This is a genomic window from Desulforhopalus glucosivorans (assembly GCF_054397165.1).
On the sequence record NZ_AP044854.1, the window covers coordinates 1370001 to 1387318 of the forward strand.

Sequence of the window (17318 nt, forward strand, 5' to 3'; positions counted from 1 at the left end):
GGCCTTGTCCAGGCCGCCGTACTTGCTGACGTTGGTCATAATGTATGTTGTGTTGATGTAGATGAAAAAAAGATCGAAGGGTTGAAAAATGGGATAATTCCGATTTTTGAACCGGGCTTATCAGAGCTCGTCAGTACTAATTATGCAAAAAAACGTATTACCTTTACCACTGATTCTGTAGAAGGGATCAACCATGCTGAGCTTCAGTTTATTGCAGTCGGGACACCACCTGATGAAGATGGTAGTGCTGACCTGCAATATGTATTGTCCGTTGCTGGTACAATTGCCAAACATATGGATGCTGGAAAGATTGTAATAGATAAATCAACTGTGCCTGTTGGTACTGCTGACAAAGTTAAAGCGCATATGACGAAAATACTCAGTGAGCGTGGAGTAGAATTGCCTCTTCATATCGTTTCTAATCCTGAGTTTTTAAAGGAAGGCTCTGCACTTGACGATTGTATGAGACCTGAGCGCATTATTATAGGCACTGACAGTGATTATGTCGAAACGCAGATGGGTGAATTGTACGAACCGTTTAGTCGAAATCATGATAAAATTATGATCATGGATGTTAGAAGTGCTGAGTTTACAAAGTATGCTGCCAATTGTCTGCTTGCCACAAAAATCTCTTTTATGAATGAGATGTCTAATCTTGCAGAAAGATTGGGTGTTGATATAGAGCAGGTCAGACGTGGAATAGGTTCAGATTCTCGTATTGGTTACCAATTTATTTATCCTGGTTGTGGATATGGTGGGTCATGCTTTCCTAAGGATGTTCAAGCTCTTGAAAGGTCTGCACATGAAATAGGGTATGATGCCAAAATCCTGAAAGCAGTTGAGAGTGTAAATTATAAACAGAAAGAAAAATTGTTTGAACATATCTCTTCTTTTTATAAAGGAGAACTGGCTGGGAAAACCTTTGCTATTTGGGGACTTTCTTTTAAACCCAATACCGATGATATGAGAGAAGCTTCCAGTAGAGTTCTTATGGAATCGCTCTGGAAGGCTGGGGCAAAGGTACAGGCGTACGATCCGGAAGCAATGGAAGAAGCCCAAAGAATATATGGAACAAGAGACGATTGTACTTTAATGGGAACAAAGGAAGCTGCTATACACGGTGCAGATGCCCTTGTTATTGTGACAGAGTGGAAGAGTTTCAGGGTACCTGATTTTGACTTACTATTAGCAGAGTTAAAAGATAAGGCACTTTTTGATGGTCGAAATTTATATGAGCCAAGTCGTATTGAAGCAATGGGCCTTGCCTATTATGGAATAGGTCGAGGGCGTTCAATAGAGATCTAGTCGTATATAAATGAAGGGGTATAGCCTCTTCATTTTTTGTTTAAGCATTCATTGAATTCTTCAATTATATAAAAGTGAGTAAATGAAAAAAGCACTAATTACCGGAATCACTGGACAAGACGGGGCATATTTAGCCGAGTTCCTTTTGGAAAAAGGCTATGAGGTTCATGGAGTTAAACGGCGGTCGTCGCTTTTTAATACCGACAGGATTGATCATTTATATCAGGACCCCCATGCAGATAAACGGCGATTCATCCTGCATCATGGAGATCTGACCGATTCATCCAGCCTTATTAATATTATAGGTAAGGTTCAGCCTGACGAAATTTATAACCTTGCAGCGCAGTCTCATGTCGCTGTTTCCTTTGAAGAGCCTGAATACACTGCAAATTCAGATGCCCTTGGAACATTGAGAATTCTCGAAGCTATAAGAATCCTGAATTTGGCAGGAAAAACTAAGTTTTACCAGGCTTCAACCTCAGAGCTTTTTGGTAAGGTTCAGGAAATCCCTCAGACTGAAACAACACCCTTTTACCCAAGATCCCCATATGCTGTATCAAAGATGTACGCTTACTGGATAGTGGTTAATTACCGTGAAGCCTATGATATCTTTGCTTGTAACGGCATACTCTTTAATCATGAGTCTCCACTTCGTGGTGAAACCTTTGTAACAAGAAAGATTACAAGGGCTCTTGCAAGAATATTCTTAGGACTTCAGGATTGTCTCTATCTTGGAAATATGGATGCTAAACGGGATTGGGGGCATGCAAGAGACTATGTAAAAATGCAATGGCTCATGCTCCAGCAGGATCAACCTGAAGATTTTGTCATTGCAAGCGGAGAGCAGCATTCCGTTAGGGACTTTGTTGATGCAGCAGCAGCTGAACTGAGTATTACCATTAAATGGCAAGGAAGTGGCATTGATGAAGTTGGTTCTATTGCAAGTCTGCCCATATCTTACGCAGGTGAACTCAAAGTAGGAGACGTTATTGTCCGTGTTGATAGCAGGTATTTTAGACCCACTGAAGTTGAGACTCTCTTAGGGGATCCTCGAAAAGCGAAAGAAAAGCTTGGATGGGTACCTGAAACGACATTTTCAGAGTTGGTTGCTGAAATGATGAGAAGCGATCTCGATGAAGCCAAAAAAGATGAACTGTGTAAAAGCGAAGGCTTTTCGGTGCTCAACCATCACGAATAATTATGGGATCTTCTCGTTTTACGATAAAAAAGGATGAGACCATCTTTGTGGCAGGGCACAGAGGAATGGTTGGTTCAGCAATTGTTCGCAATCTTCAAGGTTTGGGCTGCAGCGATATTATCACTAAAACCCATAGTGAGCTTGATCTGTCCGACCAGGCAGCAGTGAGAGATTTTTTCTCTAGTCGCAGGATTGATAGGGTAGTACTTGCTGCTGCAAGAGTCGGGGGGATTCATGCCAACAATGTTTACCCGGCGGAGTTTATTTATATCAACCTGATGATACAGGCTAATGTCATCCACCAAGCGTATCTAGCTGGTGTTAAGCATCTGCTATTTCTAGGATCATCTTGTATCTACCCTAAGCTTGCACCCCAGCCAATGGCTGAACGCCATCTACTTACAGATGTGCTTGAACCAACAAATGAACCCTATGCTATTGCCAAAATTGCGGGGATCAAGATGTGTGAATCATATAATAGGCAGTATGGCACCTCCTATCGCTCGGTGATGCCCACAAATCTATTTGGGCCCGGTGATAATTATCATTTGGAAAATAGTCATGTTATCCCTGCAATGTTGCGTAAGTTTCATTTAGCAAAGCTTGCCCAGGATCAAGATTTAGCTTCGATAATTGCTGATGAAAATCAATATGGAGCCATTCCTGAAGAGATTCAAAAAGCCATAGGGTACTCATCTTCACTCAAGAAGTTTGTTCATAATGCAAAAGAACCCAGAGTTATTCTTTGGGGGTCTGGCGCCCCCAAACGTGAGTTTTTACATGTTGACGATATGGCCGCAGCTTGTGTGCACGTGATGGGTGTGGAACAACATCTTTTCGAGGGCGATAATTCGTCTTTTGTCAATGTTGGAACAGGAGTGGATATTACCATTCGTGAGACTGCATGTCTAATTGCCGATCTTGTGGGGTATTCAGGGGAGGTGGTTTATAACAGTGATCAGCCTGATGGAACTCCCAGAAAACTCTTAGACACAACTAGAATAAATAGTCTTGGATGGAAGGCTCAATTGAGTTTTCGTGAAGGACTTGCAGATGCCTACAGCGCGTATAAGGCAAAGGCTCAATAAATACATTCGTATTGATACTGTGGTAAAGCCTCAACCAGATTTGGTTGAGGCTTTTTTATTTAACGTGAAGCCGGAAGTGTTTGATAAGGTCGTTACGGATACTATCATGATTGAGGTGGTAGATGTCCTGGGGGAAGAGCAGTTCCATAACTCCTGAATCAAAGATTCGTTTCACCTCATATTCATCATGTGAAACGTCATGCTTATACATATAATTCAGCCAGCTTTGATTGGTGTGAATAATAAACTCCACACGCATGCCTCCAAGGCGGGCAAAGAACTTCAGCATTTCTGTCTTGCTACTCGACCCCGCTCCTGTACCACGGTACGGTGTGCTGCCTGTGAGCGTATCAGAAATATCTTCTAAAACCATAAAACTATCCGCTTTTGACGCACTTCGTATAAGGTGGTCCTGGAAAATTTTAATATCAGAAATATTATCTAAAACTGCCATGAGACCGAGCTCATCGTCCACTGCAATGGAAGGGTTTTTCTCGTTTTTTCTAAGAAGTTTTAATACCTTGGCCTCAGGTGGTTTTTTACGGATAGAAACATAGATTGGTATTTCACGAGTGCCGTTGTGAAAGCGTCTTCTTTTTATGAGGGTTAGCTTGTGTTCTTTATCCCCCGTGACGTCTTTTGCCTGCGCTGGTGTTAGGGGAGAAACATCGACACAGCTGTAATCTTCAGTGGAATGGGTAGAGTGGAGGTAGACTGTATCCAGCTCTCCAATTTTCAAACTATTGCTCCACACGTAATCGTTGAGAAAATGGAGGAAGTTTGAGAATTTTTCCTCAGTTGCTGTTTCCGTTTCCCGCTGGTCAATTGAACCTGCAAGGTTCATTAATACGAGTTTTCTTCTCGCTTCAAAACGAGCTTTTTTGCTGTATTTGTTATCAAACATTATCAACAATAGACCGACAGGGTCATTTGCAACTTCAATTTCATTTGTCGTAGCTATATATGATGCATATTGATTGAGAATTTTGACCTTAAGGCTATTTATAACGGCATCAGCTGTACGAGCATATTGGTGCACTCTGGCTTCTATTTCTCTTGGCGTGCCATTAAGTCCAAACATGTTTCCGAGCAAGGCACAGGCACGTCTGCTGCGTTCTTTTTGGGTGTTTGAGTCTTTGAGAAGTGTCTCGAGTTGACTGAAATCGTCAATATCTAAAAATGCGAAGATTTGGTGTCTGAGAGCTCTATACTTAGTGGTGTTGAGTCGATCTTTTTTTAGATTTTTAACCCAATCTCTTTTTTCAGGTGAAAAGCGACCTGCAAGATTAATATTTTCTTCGACTGCCAATGGCCCGTCTTGTTGGAGAGAGGTAAAGACACTGTGTTCACATATTACTGACATTAAATAGCCCTGATTGTTCTATAGCCTGGTGATAAACGTTTGACCTATCTTTTATGTAGTGCCTCAATGGCAAAAGTGATGAATATCTCAGCTGTAATGATTATAATAGACCTTATTTTTTTCCTACAAGAAGAGGTACAATAGACGAGCTGTAGAAAGAAGCAATAGTTTTGTACTGCAAATGATGCTTGAATTTATAGTCTAAAATTGTTAGGGGAAGTTTTATTTAATCATTTAAACAAGTTTTTGGCTCTTCAAGTATCTCACAATTTTACTCGTGAATGAATATGTATAGAAATTTTAGTGTTGTGCCCAATATTATGTTTGGTCGTGGTTCGTTTGACCAGTTAGCTGACGTTATCGCACCCAAGCGTGTTTCTCCCGGCTCTTATTTTGTTTTTATCTTAGATGATGTTTTTATTGGTAAACCAATTGAAAAACGAATTCCATTGCAAGATGGTGACTTGCTCCTCCATGTAAATGTCGATGACGAGCCCAAAACCAGCTACATCGATGCGCTGGTTCAACAGATTAAAGAGTATAACCCGATTCAGCCTGATGGAATTGTTGGTATTGGTGGTGGGTCTACTTTGGATATTGCAAAGGCGGTTTCTTTGTTACTAAATAATCCTGGGTCTTCAGCCGACTATCAGGGGTGGGATCTGATTGAAAATCCTTCCATTTATCATCTTGCTGTTCCAACACTTGCGGGAACTGGTGCAGAGATATCGAGAACCACAATCCTGACTGGCCCTGAGAAAAAACTCGGTATAAATTCTGATTTTACTCTGTATCACCAGCTTATCCTAGACCCAGAGTTAGTAGCTGATGTTCCAAAGGATCAGTGGTTTTACACAGGAATGGATTGTTATATACATGATGTGGAGTCATTGCAGGGAACTTTTATCAATGAATTCAGTCGATCATATGGTGAAAAATCCATAGATCTTTGTCGTCAGGTCTTTCTTGAAGATCATCCGGAAAAAGATGATAAATTGATGATGGCCTCATACTTTGGGGGGATGTCGATTGCCTATTCTCAGGTTGGAGCATGTCATGCTCTCTCCTATGGGTTGTCGTATGTGCTTGGAATTCACCATGGTATCGGATGCTGTATTGCCTTTGATGTGCTGGAAGAGATTTACCCTGAAGGTGTTGCAGAGTTTCGGGTAATGATGGATAAACATGATATTAGCTTACCTAAAAACATTACAGCCGATTTAAGTGAAGATGCCCTTGAACTAATGGTGACGACTGCTCTTAATCTCGTCCCACTATGGGAGAATTGTCTCGGACCTGATTGGGAAAATCTGATGACTCGAGAACGTTGTAAAAATCTTTTTCTTCGCATGTAAGTAATGGCGAGTGATGCATTTTTAAAAGGGGCTCAGCGAGCTGTTCCAATCGTTCTAGGTTATGTACCCATTGGTTTTGCATACGGAGTTCTTGCAGGCAAAAGTGGTATGTCTGATACGAACACGCTGTTGATGTCCCTTATCGTCTTTGCAGGATCCGCCCAGTTTATAGCTGTGGGGTTATTTGCCAGTGGTACAGGACCTGCTGCTGTAATTTTGACAACCTTTGTCGTTAATCTAAGACACATGTTGATGGCCGCATCTCTTGCCCCATATATGTCAGGATGGAAGAAGAGATACCTTGCTCTTTTTTCCTATGAATTGACAGATGAGACCTTTGCGCTCCATTCATCCCGTGCTGTTGAGTTAAAAGATTGTAAGGTCGAAGCCTTATCTCTCAATCTAACAGCTCAGTTATCATGGGTGACAGGAACGGTCCTTGGTATTGTTGCATCAGGACTCATAGGTGATGTTAAACCTCTTGGACTTGATTACGCCCTTGCAGCGATGTTTATTGGGTTGTTGGTAGGGCAGTGTGAAAATAAAATTAGAGTGTGTACAGCTCTTATCTCAGGAATACTTGCAACACTTTTTTATCTTCTCGGGCTGCAGCAATTTCATATAATATTGGCAACAGTTCTTGCTGCTACCATGGGTTTAGGCTTGGAACAATGGATCAAACGCTAATATTCTGGACCATTGTTGGTATGGCAGTTGTCACCTATATACCACGATTATTGCCTACCCTCTTTTTGAGTGGCAAGACCCTGCACCCAATTCTGGCGGCCTGGTTAAGATTGATTCCTCCAGCAGTACTTGCGGCAATGCTTGTTCCTTCTCTACTTATCCGCAATGAGTCCGTTCATTTAGGATTTGATAACCTGTTCTTATGGTGCGCTCTTGTGGTATTTCTTGTGGCTTGGAAATTTAATAGTCTTTCTGCCACTGTTCTTGTTGGGATGGGGTTGGTTGCACTTGGTCGTTATTTAGGCCTAGGTTTCTAGTTGTTAATTCCCGTGCATCTGGCTTAATTCGATTACACTATGGCTGTAAAATTTCCTACATCTGACGGCAAATTCTTTGTCCAGCAACTTACGCAGTGGTTCCGTAAAACTAAGAGGGATCTGCCATGGCGTCAGAGCTATGATCCATATCATGTTTGGATTTCTGAAATCATGCTTCAGCAAACCCAAATGGATCGTGGCGTGCGTTATTTTTTAAGGTGGATTAAGCAGTTTCCTGAAGTTGATGATGTTGCAAGTGCTTCTGAGGATGAGATTTTATCTCTTTGGGAAGGGCTTGGGTACTATGCAAGAGCCAGAAATCTTCATAAGGCTGCAAAAGAGATAGTGTTAAGTCATAGTTCAGTTGTACCCTCAGACTATGAAACTTTGCTTACACTACCAGGGATTGGTCCCTATACAGCAGCGGCAGTTGCTAGTATTGCGGGAAATCAGGATGTTGCGGTCATTGATGCCAACGTAAACAGGATTTTTGCGAGGGTTTTAGATATGGCGGAACCTGTTAAAAGTAGTGGCTCACAGAGAGTTATCCGTGAACTTGCCGACTCATTATTACCCAGTGGGAAGGCGAGGGTGTTTAATCAGGCGTTAATGGACTTTGGAGGTCTGGTCTGCACCCCTAAAAATCCTGGATGTGATCGTTGTTCAATTCAAACTATATGCAAGGCCTACTTAAAAGGAACGGTCGAGTTGCGGCCAGTGCTCAAAGCTCCTGCTAAGAATATTCTGATTCATCGCCTGGTCGCTCTAATAGTATACGATGGGAATATCTATATGCAGAAGAGGGGGCGTTCAGCAGTATGGGGTGGACTCTGGGAGTTCCCTGGTGGTGAAGCCGTCGTTGGTTGTAAGGGGGAAACTCTGGTTGACCTGAAGAGCGCAGTGAAAAAGGATACTGGACTGGATATAATGAAAGAACATTTTGTCGTGCAGGTTCAGCACCAGTATACTAATCATAAAATAACACTGGATGCATATATTTGTGAATTAAAGGGTCGGGGAGAACCTGAACCACGTTTAGTGAGTGCCACTGAATATCGATGGATGTCACCTGGTGAACTGGACGGAGCAGCTTGTCCATCTGGTATTCGCAAGGTGATAGAATACTTAAAAGAGAAAAGGCCTGAATTGTTAAACAATAATATTGTGTTACATTGAGGCCCTGTTCTTACTGTGAAGTGCTTTTAAATCGAATTATTGCAAATAGCCCTGTTCTTCGAGGTAAAGAAGAATCTCCTGAACAGCCTCCATGGGGGTCATGTTGCTTGTGTCGATACTCAGTTCTGGATTTGAAGGGTTTATATATGGATCAGTAATTCCGGTTACACCCTTCACTTTACCAGCTCTCGCTTTCGCGTAGAGGCCTTTTCTGTCACGTTGTTCGCAAACCTCAAGTGGGGTTGCAACGTGTACCTCAATAAAGCCACCATAACTTGAAATCAAATCTCGATTTGCCTGGCGGGATTCCTCGTAGGGGGCAATGGGTGCGCAGAGGGCAATACCACCGTTTTTGGTAATTTCACTTGCAACAAAGCCAATGCGGGTAATATTGAGATTTCGATGTTCTTTCGAAAAGCTTAATTCTGATGAAAGATTCTGTCGTACAATATCTCCATCAAGAAGTGTTACCGGGCGTTCGTTCATTTCCATAAATTTGACCAGAAGAACCTGGGCAATTGTTGATTTCCCAGAACCAGAAAAACCGGTAAGAAAAATCGTGAAGCCCTGCTTTGATCGTGGCGGAAATGATTTCTGTAGCTCAGAAACAACTTCAGGATAGGAAAACCAGTCAGGAATCTGTTCTCCTTTAAGGAGTTTATGTTTGAGCTCTGTTGAGTTAATAGTTGAAATATCTTCAGATTTATTATCATCTAACACGACATATTTCCCAGTTGACTGCTGGTATCCCATATTTTGTTGGGGAACCATTTCAATACCAGTTTCTTTTGCATGTTTTGCAACAAGTTCCTGGGCACTTCCAATGGGGTAGAAGCGATTGTCCGAGTTACTTCGTATAAAGGGGTCAGCATGATCCTCGGCAACCATAAAGTGACTGCAACCAAAATTCTTACGGGTGATAGCCTGCCATAGTGCTTCTATAGGGCCAGCTTTCCGACTGGCAAAAGGGGTTAAGCCAAGTTGAAGCATATTGGTGGGGAATTTACCAGCAAAAGCCTGATAACATCTTATTTGGGTGTAGTATTCCAAGGCACCTGGGTGGATAAGATCCGCCACAGGTTGGAGAAACAACGCTGCACTATGTTCTCGTGCAGCGTTTAGAACCATTTCGCGGTGGGCGCAGTGCAAATAGTCATCTGTGTGAAAACCAAGAACTCGACGCCAGCCGTTCATACTGAATGTTCTGGCGGTTTCTGATGGGGTAAGGCGCAAGGCCCTGAAGTCGTAGTGGATTGGAAGACTAATGCCTTCAAGGCTACCACCGAGATACCAGTCCTTATTTCGATCTATAAGTTGCATCACTCCGGGGTGCAGGTTAACATCATCAGTCCCGTAGACGGCTTTTGCTTCCTTTGCCTTGTCCGGTTGCCATACATCTTCCACTGTAAGTATTGCAAGGAGAAACCCTTCCTGGTCATTGAGGGCTATTCGCTCTTCTTTTTGAAGAGACTCGGCAAGTGTTTCATTGATATTGAGAGTAATGGGCATGGGCCATATTTCACCATTGGGAAGACGCATACTCTCAACAACGGAATCATACTCTTTGCGGTTGAGGTACCCGCTCAGTGGATAAAAGCCTCTATTAAGTAGAAGTTCCAGGTCACAGAGTTGTCGTGGTGATAAATCTATGGATTTGAGGTCGAGGGCTTCTGAGCGTAGAGATCCAATACGCCTGAAATGGACATACTATGAAATAAAAACTTTCAAAAGAAAAGTCTTTGTTTACGGACGATAGTGTAACTCCACAGGACAATGGTCTGATCCTAACACTTCCTGTTTGATGATTGATGAAACAACGTTGTCTTTTGCGTCTTTGTTGACGCAGAAGTAATCTATCCGCCAGCCAATATTCTTAGCTCTGGCACTGAATCGATAACTCCACCAGGTGTACTGTTCAGGTTCCTTGTTGAAGAGGCGAAAGGTATCTATAAAGCCAGCCTCAATAAACTCATCCATCCAGGCTCTTTCTTCAGGACTAAAACCCGCATTTTTCACATTTGTTTTAGGATTTTTTAAATCTATTTCTTTGTGGGCTACATTAAAATCACCGCAGAGGATGACATTTTTATCCTTCTCAAGCTCTTGTGCAAAAGATAGGAGTTTTGCATCGAATCTCAGTTTGTAGTCCAGTCGCTTAAGTTTATCTCCGCCATTGGGAAAATAGATATTAACCAAATAATATTTGTCGAACTCCAGTGTTATAACCCTGCCTTCACAATCAAACTCATCATCCCCAAGCCCATAGTGCACTGCCACAGGTTTAAGGCGACTATAAAAGGCAACGCCAGAGTACCCCTTACGTTCGGCACTGTGCCAATAAGAGGTGTAACCTGGGATGTTTTTTAACGAATCGGAGAGCTGATCCGGTTGCGCCTTGGTTTCCTGTAAACCAATAACATCGACATCGAACTCCTGAAGTAATTCAATAAAACCCTTTTTCTCTACTGCACGAATTCCATTTACATTCCAGGAAATAAATTTAAGACCATCTTGTTGCGTCATATGTTTTCCACCAGTTTTTCGGGGGCGCACCCCAATTTGAGCACATTCATTTTTAAGTGGACAGATATCACAGTGGGGACCAACCGGTCTACATACAGATTGGCCAAAGGCTACCAGTTTCGAATTAACAGTTATCCAATGCTTTTCCGGTAGTTTATCTCTCAGAGCCATCTCAGTTTTAAGTGGAGTATCTGTCTCTATATACTTCCATATATTCATAATCCTATGTACATGGGTGTCAACACAGATAGCGGGTTTTTGATAGGCAACACTAACAACAAGATTGGCGGTTTTCCGTCCTACACCAGGTAGTTTGATGAGTTCTTCAATGGTCTCAGGAACCTGGTAGTCAAACTGGGCCATTGCATCTCGGAGTAAACGTAGATGCTTGGCCTTGGTCTTGTAAAACCCTACAGGATAAATCAGTTTGGCTAGCTCTTCCTCTGTAAGTTTACCAAGGCTTTCTATGTTATTGGCCTTTTTAAAGAGGCGGGCTGACGCCTTGGCGGTAACTTCATCTTTTGTACGTGCAGACAAGATGGTGGCGACGAGTACTTTGAAGGGATCTTTTGTTTGGACAGCTATGAGGTCCACTACTGGAACCTGTTTGTCTTTCACATAGTTTGCTACCGTTTCTAAATAAAAATCGATATCAATATTTTGAGGCATAAACAGGTTCCTAAGTAGTAGTTGGTTCTTTTTTATAAAACCAAATTATCTTCATCAAATTGAAGTGTTATAAAATAGTCGTCGACTGTCTCAGCCCTGCGGATAAGAGCGACACTTCCATCAGTCTTTAAAAGAAGTTCTTTGGGGCGAAGGTTGCCATTGTAGTTAAAACCCATGGCGATTCCATGTGCACCAGTGTCCTCTATGATGACTATATCACCATCATCTATTACAGGAAGTTCCCGTTGCACTGCAAATTTATCATTGTTCTCACAGAGAGATCCAACGACATCAACCACCTCTTTTGGGCCATCTTCTTTACCTACTACTTCAATATGGTGATACGCGTCATACATTCCAGGCCGCATAAGTGCAGACATTGAGGCATCAACTCCTACATAGGTTCTGTAAATTTCTTTTCGGTTGATGGCAGTAGTCGCAAGTACACCATGGGGGCCGGTCATAAAACGACCACTCTCCATATAAAGCGCTGGCTGATAACCATACTGAGTTGTGAATTCATTAAAGAGTGCGGTGATTTCAGCGCCCATGGCTTCAAGGTTCAGTTCATCAGTGTCTGGGGTATAAGGAATGCCAAGTCCTCCACCAATATTTATGAATTCAAATGTAATATCGAGTTCTGTTGAGATTTCTGTTACGAGTTCAAGTAACATCTGAACAGTTTGAACCATATATTCATAGTTGAGTTCATTGGATGCAAGCATCGTATGGAGGCCAAAACGAGTCGCTCCTTTTTGCTTTGCAAGACGGTAAGCGTCTATAATATGATCGTGACTGACACCATATTTTGCTTCGGTGGGGGTTCCAATGATTTCGTTACCTGTTCTTCTTGAACCAGGATTATAGCGAAAACAAACGAGTTCTGGAACTGTTGGAACTTTTTCAAGCAGGCTAATATCATCGAGATTGAGTATGCACCCTCCCTCAAGTGCGGCCTCATTAAAATCAGCATCACTGGTGTTGTTGGAGGTGAACATGATGTCATCAGGTGTCGCTCCAATTTGCCTGCTTAATTGTAATTCCGCGATTGAACTACAGTCAAAACCAAAGCCCATATCTTTCATAATGGCAAGAATCTCAGGATTTGGAAGCGCCTTTACTGCATAAAATTCTTTAAAGACTGTAATACCTGAAAACGCATCCTTGAGTCGTTGACCAGTGTTTCGAATTCCAACTTCATCATAGATGTGGAAGGGCGTTTGGTAATGTTCTGCTATGGTGTTAATGATTGGAAACAGTCGGTCTTTGTATGATTTTGAAATAGGCATAATGGTTGTCCGTAGTTCTATAATGTTTTGGGAAGAGGGAATCTGCTGGTTTCTTTATTGGTGGAAAGGACAATTTCAGATTTGGTTGATATGACACCTTCAATTGCCTTAATTTGTTTATGTATGATATTACCAAGGGCAGTGCTGTTTTCACATCGTACCTTGGTGAGGTAACAATCGTTACCGGATATAAAGTGTACCTCCTGAATATCAGGTATTTCACTGAGCTTTTCACCCACAAAGGCTTCTTTATCTGTTGTGGTGGTTACATACACATAAGCAACCATGGTACGATGAAAAAGGTCCGGGTTTAGTGTCACTTCGTAGCCGTCAATAATTCCCAGTTTTTCCATCTTCTTTACTCGTTCAAGTACTGCCGATGGTGCCAGTCCAACTTTACGAGAAACTTCTACATTGGGAATTCGAGCTTTTTCTTGAAGAATTTTTAATATCTCAAGACTTGTGTCGTCAATCATTCTCTCTCCTGTGATGTTGAGAGAATTATATTCATCTTATGTTTGTTTGTCAAAAATATAATACTCTTTAAGTAGGGTTGTGGAGACAAATGTATGGTTTTGGCGTTGGCTGAGATGAGAAATGTCTCTTTCGAGTAGATCTGAGAATAAATAGAAAAGCATAAAACACTTTAACTCCCATGAACGTGATAAGTACCGCAAAGGTCTCACTACGTTCACTATCTGGTGGTAAGACTTAACTTACGATTTCACATTCAATTCCTGAGTTTCTCGGAGTCTACGCTACCCGGAGTCTGCGCTACCCGGAGTCTACGCTACCCGGAGTCTGCGCTACCTGGAGTCTACGCTACCTATATTGTATGAAAGGCTTTCAGAAGTAAGGCACTAAACACTAAGGCTGTATCATCTCTTTTGATAGGGTGAATTATAACCATAATCCAAAACATACTTGCGATTTCCTGGTGCGGGTGCAACAATACATTGGAGTGCTTGTCTTTTTCAATATTCATAGTTTTTACATCATCGTTATAGGTGAAGCCAATAGAGAGGGGGGACAATGGCAAAAGTGACGATAATTATTCCTACGCTTAATGAAGAAGAGAACATTAATCTGTTGCTCGATAGAATTTTTACTGTGCGAGACACCTCGAGTCTTGATTTTGATGTACTCTTTGTAGATTCGGCATCGTCAGATAGAACCTGTGATTGTGTAGCAAAATGGCAGGATAAAAGACCTGTTTCCCTGCTGAGAAGAGAAGTTAATGTTGGACTTGCACCAGCAGTTATTGCAGCCGCGCATAATGTAGATACCGAATATGTCCTTGTTATGGATGCGGACCTGAGTCATCCCCCAGAAAAAATTCCACAGCTTCTTATGCCTCTATTGGACGGTCCGTACGACATGGTCATTGGTAGCCGCTATGTAGAAGGTGGTTCAATGCCTGATTGGCCTTTTAGTAGAAAATTATCTTCAAAACTTGCAACTCTACCTGCACTTTGTTTTTGTAATGCAAAAGACCCCCTTGCTGGATTTTTTGCCTTAAAGAGAAGTTTGATTACCGATCTGCCTAAAGAAGTCCCTGGCTTTAAAATTGGTTTAGCAATCCTTGCAGAATATCGTAGCACATTAAAAATTAAAGAAATTCCCATAGAATTCCGTGATAGAGATTATGGACATTCCAAGATGAATAAAGGTGTGGTGTACGATTATCTGCGTCAATTAGGAGGGCTGGTACGTACAAGAGTTGGATGGTAGTCTTTTTTGCTTTACGCTTAACTTGTAAAACCACCACTTGCAAGCACGTCAGGATCCAAAAGTTTTTCTAACTTCTCTTTTGATATATCGGTCATCTCCATAGCCACCTCTAGTATCGGTCTTCTTTCTTGCTCTGCAACTTTTGCAATTTCAGCAGCCTTGTTGTAGCCAATGTGTGGTGACAGTGACGTTACCAGCATCGGGTTATGGCTGAGGGCTTCTGATAATTTTTCCTTATGTACAATAGTAGATTTAATTGCCTTTTCTCCAAGACTGTCCGCACATCCTGTAAGGAGGTCGATGGACTCTAAAATTATGTCTGCTGCAAGGGGCATCATTGTGTTGAGCTGGAAGTTACCACCAAGACCTGCGATATTCATTGTTGCGTCATTGCCGATTACTTTGGCCGCAGCCATAAGAACAGCCTCTGGGATAACGGGGTTAATTTTGGCGGGCATTATGGAAGACCCGGGTTGAAGAGCAGGCAGTTGTATTTCTCCAAAACCATTATGGGGACCGGAGTTCATAAATCGCAAATCATTTGCAATTTTACTCATTGTTATCGCACAGGTTTTTAGGTGGGACATGTGTTCAACAATGTTGTCGAGGGTGCTGATACCCTTAAACCTGGAACTGCACTGACTGAATTCAAGGCTGAAAAGTCTATTGAGAGTTTCTATTGTAATCCCGGCAAATTGCGGATGGCAGTTAACTCCAGTTCCAACGGCGGTTCCGCCTAAGGGCAGGCGCATTAGCCGTGTCTTTGACATTTCCATGCGCTCAATGCATTCTTCTATTTGGCATATCCAGCCCTTGCACTCATCTATGAGTTTAATTGGCAGGGCGTCCATGAGGTGGGTTCGCCCAGTTTTGATAACATTAACATTGTTATTGGTGAATATATTAATGTTTACGACAAGGTTTTTGAGGGCAGGTATAAGGTGGGTTGTTGTACGGTGAGCAGTGGAAATCTGGATGGCTGAAGGAATGACATCATTGCTGCTCTGACATAAATTCACATGGTCATTTGCCGAGATCGGGGCATCAGGTTGGCTGCTCATCCTGGCAATAACTTCATTGACGTTCATATTGGTGCTGGTGCCAGATCCAGTTTGTAAGACAGGGACAGGAAATTGATTTTTGGGTTTCTTTTCAAGAATATAATCAACAGCAGTTGATATACGAATGGCTTGCTCCTTAGTGAGCAGTCCTAATTCTCCATTGGTTTTAGCAGCGGCAAGTTTAATATGAAGCAAGGCTTCTATAAAACTCCAGGGCATAACTTTTTTTGAGATGGTGAAATTATTGATAGCTCTCTGGGTTTGTGCACCGTACAGGGCCTTTGAGGGTACTTTAACCTCACCCATTGTGTCTTGTTCAGTTCTATATTCTGTCATGATATTTGGTGGTTGAGGTGTAAATACGTGGTCAGCAATTATAACTGTGTATACTATAAAGATCTATCTGCTATTGTCTAGAAAAACAGGCAATATGTCAATGATGGGCCTGTAATATTACGCCTATGGAGTGAAAACGACAGCTATACGACAAAGAGTGGAGGATAAGAGGGACGTACGGGAAGGGGAGAACAGACTGACCGTATAGGAGATACGGCCAGTCAGTATTAAGGCTATTTTTTCCAGAGACCGTGCAGGTTGCAATATGCACGTGCAGTTACACCATCATCTGTAACTGGGAAAAATGCTTCAGGTTTATCTGTAGGGTTGAGGAATTGTCTGTATACTGCATTTCCTACTGAAAGTTCAATCCACTCAATCCAGTGAGCATCGGTCATAGGATGGTCTACCGATCCAACGGACACATGCCATCCTCCGTCTTTCTTTTCTAGAACAGGAACGTGTTTTTCAACAGCAGCATCTGTGGTGTTTTCAGTCTGCATTGTCATCTGTTGACCACAACACATTAGATCTGCACCACCAGCGGTGAGAATTTCCGCAACATTACCACAGATATCACATTTATAGACAGCCAGTTTTTGAGCCATTCGAAAACCTCCAATACTCGAGTTTTTAATAGGTGTTAGTAAACATATAGGTAAAGTAACCCAGATGTTCGCCAAATCACGTTATTTAGGGTGATACAACAAATTTCTAACTAACAACAGTTGCTTATACTAATCATCTACCATCTACTGGGCAATATTAAATAAAGATATCAATGAAAGAAATTTCAGAACGTAAGAATTACTAGCGTTAGTGCGGATAAATAAAAATAACACGCAGGTGGGGGATGTGGTTTTAATTGTGCCAGTTTAGCGTGACAAGGTGAAAGAGTGGAGGCTGAGTTTACAGTGATCATCATAATTAATTGGAATTCTAATTTTTAAGGATAAAAAGAATGTTATGTAGGGAAAAGACCTACTGCGTCGGTTTGTGTTTTAACAAATAATAACCATAACTAACACATTGAAAATATTATATAAAAATAATATGCGATAATTGCATAATAGTAAGAGGTCTGTTATGCTCCTCTCTTTTGAAAATATATTGACTGTCTGTGCAGAAGCATTAAGAACCGTTTTGTCAGGTCTGGATAGTGCCCAATCAGCACAGGATATATCCAGTTGTAAATATTTTTTCAGAGGCACAAAAAAAGT

At 41.8% G+C, this 17318-nt stretch carries 14 protein-coding genes and 1 pseudogene (1 of these 15 only partly in view); 8 read left to right on the forward strand and 7 right to left on the reverse strand.

Annotated elements, in window-relative coordinates; translation table 11 throughout:
• The 3 genes from ACX6CI_RS05840 to ACX6CI_RS05850 form a co-directional block, all read left to right on the forward strand.
• Positions 1–1305 carry the 3' portion of a UDP-glucose dehydrogenase family protein gene (locus tag ACX6CI_RS05840; protein WP_458777224.1) on the forward strand. It extends 33 nt beyond the left edge of the window, so 1305 of the gene's 1338 nt are visible here — the last part of the coding sequence; the start codon falls outside the window, past its left edge; it ends in the stop codon at positions 1303–1305.
• An 82-nt stretch (positions 1306–1387) separates the two neighbouring features.
• On the forward strand, positions 1388–2503 hold the full coding sequence (gmd, locus tag ACX6CI_RS05845; RefSeq protein ID WP_458777225.1) for a GDP-mannose 4,6-dehydratase: 1116 nt from the start codon (positions 1388–1390) through the stop codon (positions 2501–2503).
• 2 nt (positions 2504–2505) lie between these two features.
• The gene (locus ACX6CI_RS05850) at positions 2506–3591 is read left to right on the forward strand and encodes a GDP-L-fucose synthase family protein (protein ID WP_458777226.1); all 1086 of its coding nucleotides are present in this window, start codon (positions 2506–2508) and stop codon (positions 3589–3591) included.
• A 55-nt stretch (positions 3592–3646) separates the two neighbouring features.
• Here the strand turns inward: ACX6CI_RS05850 and ACX6CI_RS05855 are convergent, their stop codons facing one another.
• Positions 3647–4954: a hypothetical protein gene (locus ACX6CI_RS05855; protein ID WP_458777227.1), complete on the reverse strand. Its 1308-nt coding sequence runs from the start codon at positions 4952–4954 to the stop codon at positions 3647–3649.
• 287 nt (positions 4955–5241) lie between these two features.
• On the opposite strand from ACX6CI_RS05855, the gene ACX6CI_RS05860 reads away from it, so the two are divergent.
• From ACX6CI_RS05860 to mutY, 4 genes are read left to right on the forward strand one after another with little or no spacing between them, the layout of a single operon-like run.
• Positions 5242–6309 carry an iron-containing alcohol dehydrogenase family protein gene (locus tag ACX6CI_RS05860; RefSeq protein WP_458777228.1) on the forward strand — a complete coding sequence of 356 codons (1068 nt, stop codon included), beginning with the start codon at positions 5242–5244 and terminating at the stop codon, positions 6307–6309.
• A 3-nt stretch (positions 6310–6312) separates the two neighbouring features.
• Positions 6313–6996 (forward strand): AzlC family ABC transporter permease, encoded by a 684-nt coding sequence (locus ACX6CI_RS05865; RefSeq protein ID WP_458777229.1) that lies wholly within the window; start codon positions 6313–6315, stop codon positions 6994–6996.
• Entirely contained in the window at positions 6981–7313 is a 333-nt protein-coding gene (locus ACX6CI_RS05870; RefSeq protein WP_458777230.1) for an AzlD domain-containing protein, read from the forward strand. Before ACX6CI_RS05865 ends, ACX6CI_RS05870 begins: the two co-directional genes overlap by 16 nt.
• Positions 7314–7352: 39 nt before the next feature.
• Positions 7353–8489, forward strand: coding sequence for an A/G-specific adenine glycosylase (gene mutY / locus ACX6CI_RS05875; RefSeq protein ID WP_458777231.1), 1137 nt, complete (start codon positions 7353–7355; stop codon positions 8487–8489).
• Between the two features lie 36 nt (positions 8490–8525).
• On the opposite strand, the pseudogene ACX6CI_RS05880 reads toward mutY, so the two are convergent.
• The 4 genes and pseudogenes from ACX6CI_RS05880 to ACX6CI_RS05895 all read right to left on the reverse strand — a co-directional run.
• Positions 8526–10193: pseudogene (locus ACX6CI_RS05880) on the reverse strand (bifunctional sulfate adenylyltransferase/adenylylsulfate kinase); the annotation flags it as partial.
• Positions 10194–10232: 39 nt separating this feature from the next.
• Positions 10233–11681, reverse strand: a complete 1449-nt coding sequence (locus tag ACX6CI_RS05885) for an exodeoxyribonuclease III (RefSeq protein WP_458777232.1) — start codon at positions 11679–11681, stop codon at positions 10233–10235.
• Between the two features lie 32 nt (positions 11682–11713).
• Positions 11714–12970: a diaminopimelate decarboxylase gene (locus ACX6CI_RS05890; RefSeq protein ID WP_458777233.1), complete on the reverse strand. Its 1257-nt coding sequence runs from the start codon at positions 12968–12970 to the stop codon at positions 11714–11716.
• 17 nt (positions 12971–12987) lie between these two features.
• Positions 12988–13446, reverse strand: a complete 459-nt coding sequence (locus ACX6CI_RS05895) for an Lrp/AsnC family transcriptional regulator (protein ID WP_458777234.1) — start codon at positions 13444–13446, stop codon at positions 12988–12990.
• A gap of 556 nt (positions 13447–14002) precedes the next feature.
• On the opposite strand from ACX6CI_RS05895, the gene ACX6CI_RS05900 reads away from it, so the two are divergent.
• Complete coding sequence (locus ACX6CI_RS05900) at positions 14003–14701, forward strand: polyprenol monophosphomannose synthase (RefSeq protein WP_458777235.1); 699 nt, start codon at positions 14003–14005, stop codon at positions 14699–14701.
• A 17-nt stretch (positions 14702–14718) separates the two neighbouring features.
• Here ACX6CI_RS05900 and ACX6CI_RS05905 read toward each other — a convergent pair whose 3' ends face one another.
• Positions 14719–16098 carry a class II fumarate hydratase gene (locus ACX6CI_RS05905; protein WP_458777236.1) on the reverse strand — a complete coding sequence of 460 codons (1380 nt, stop codon included), beginning with the start codon at positions 16096–16098 and terminating at the stop codon, positions 14719–14721.
• A 233-nt stretch (positions 16099–16331) separates the two neighbouring features.
• A complete protein-coding gene (locus ACX6CI_RS05910) occupies positions 16332–16706 on the reverse strand; it encodes a desulfoferrodoxin (protein WP_458777237.1) in 375 nt (124 codons plus the stop codon).
• Positions 16707–17318: the final 612 nt, after the last annotated feature.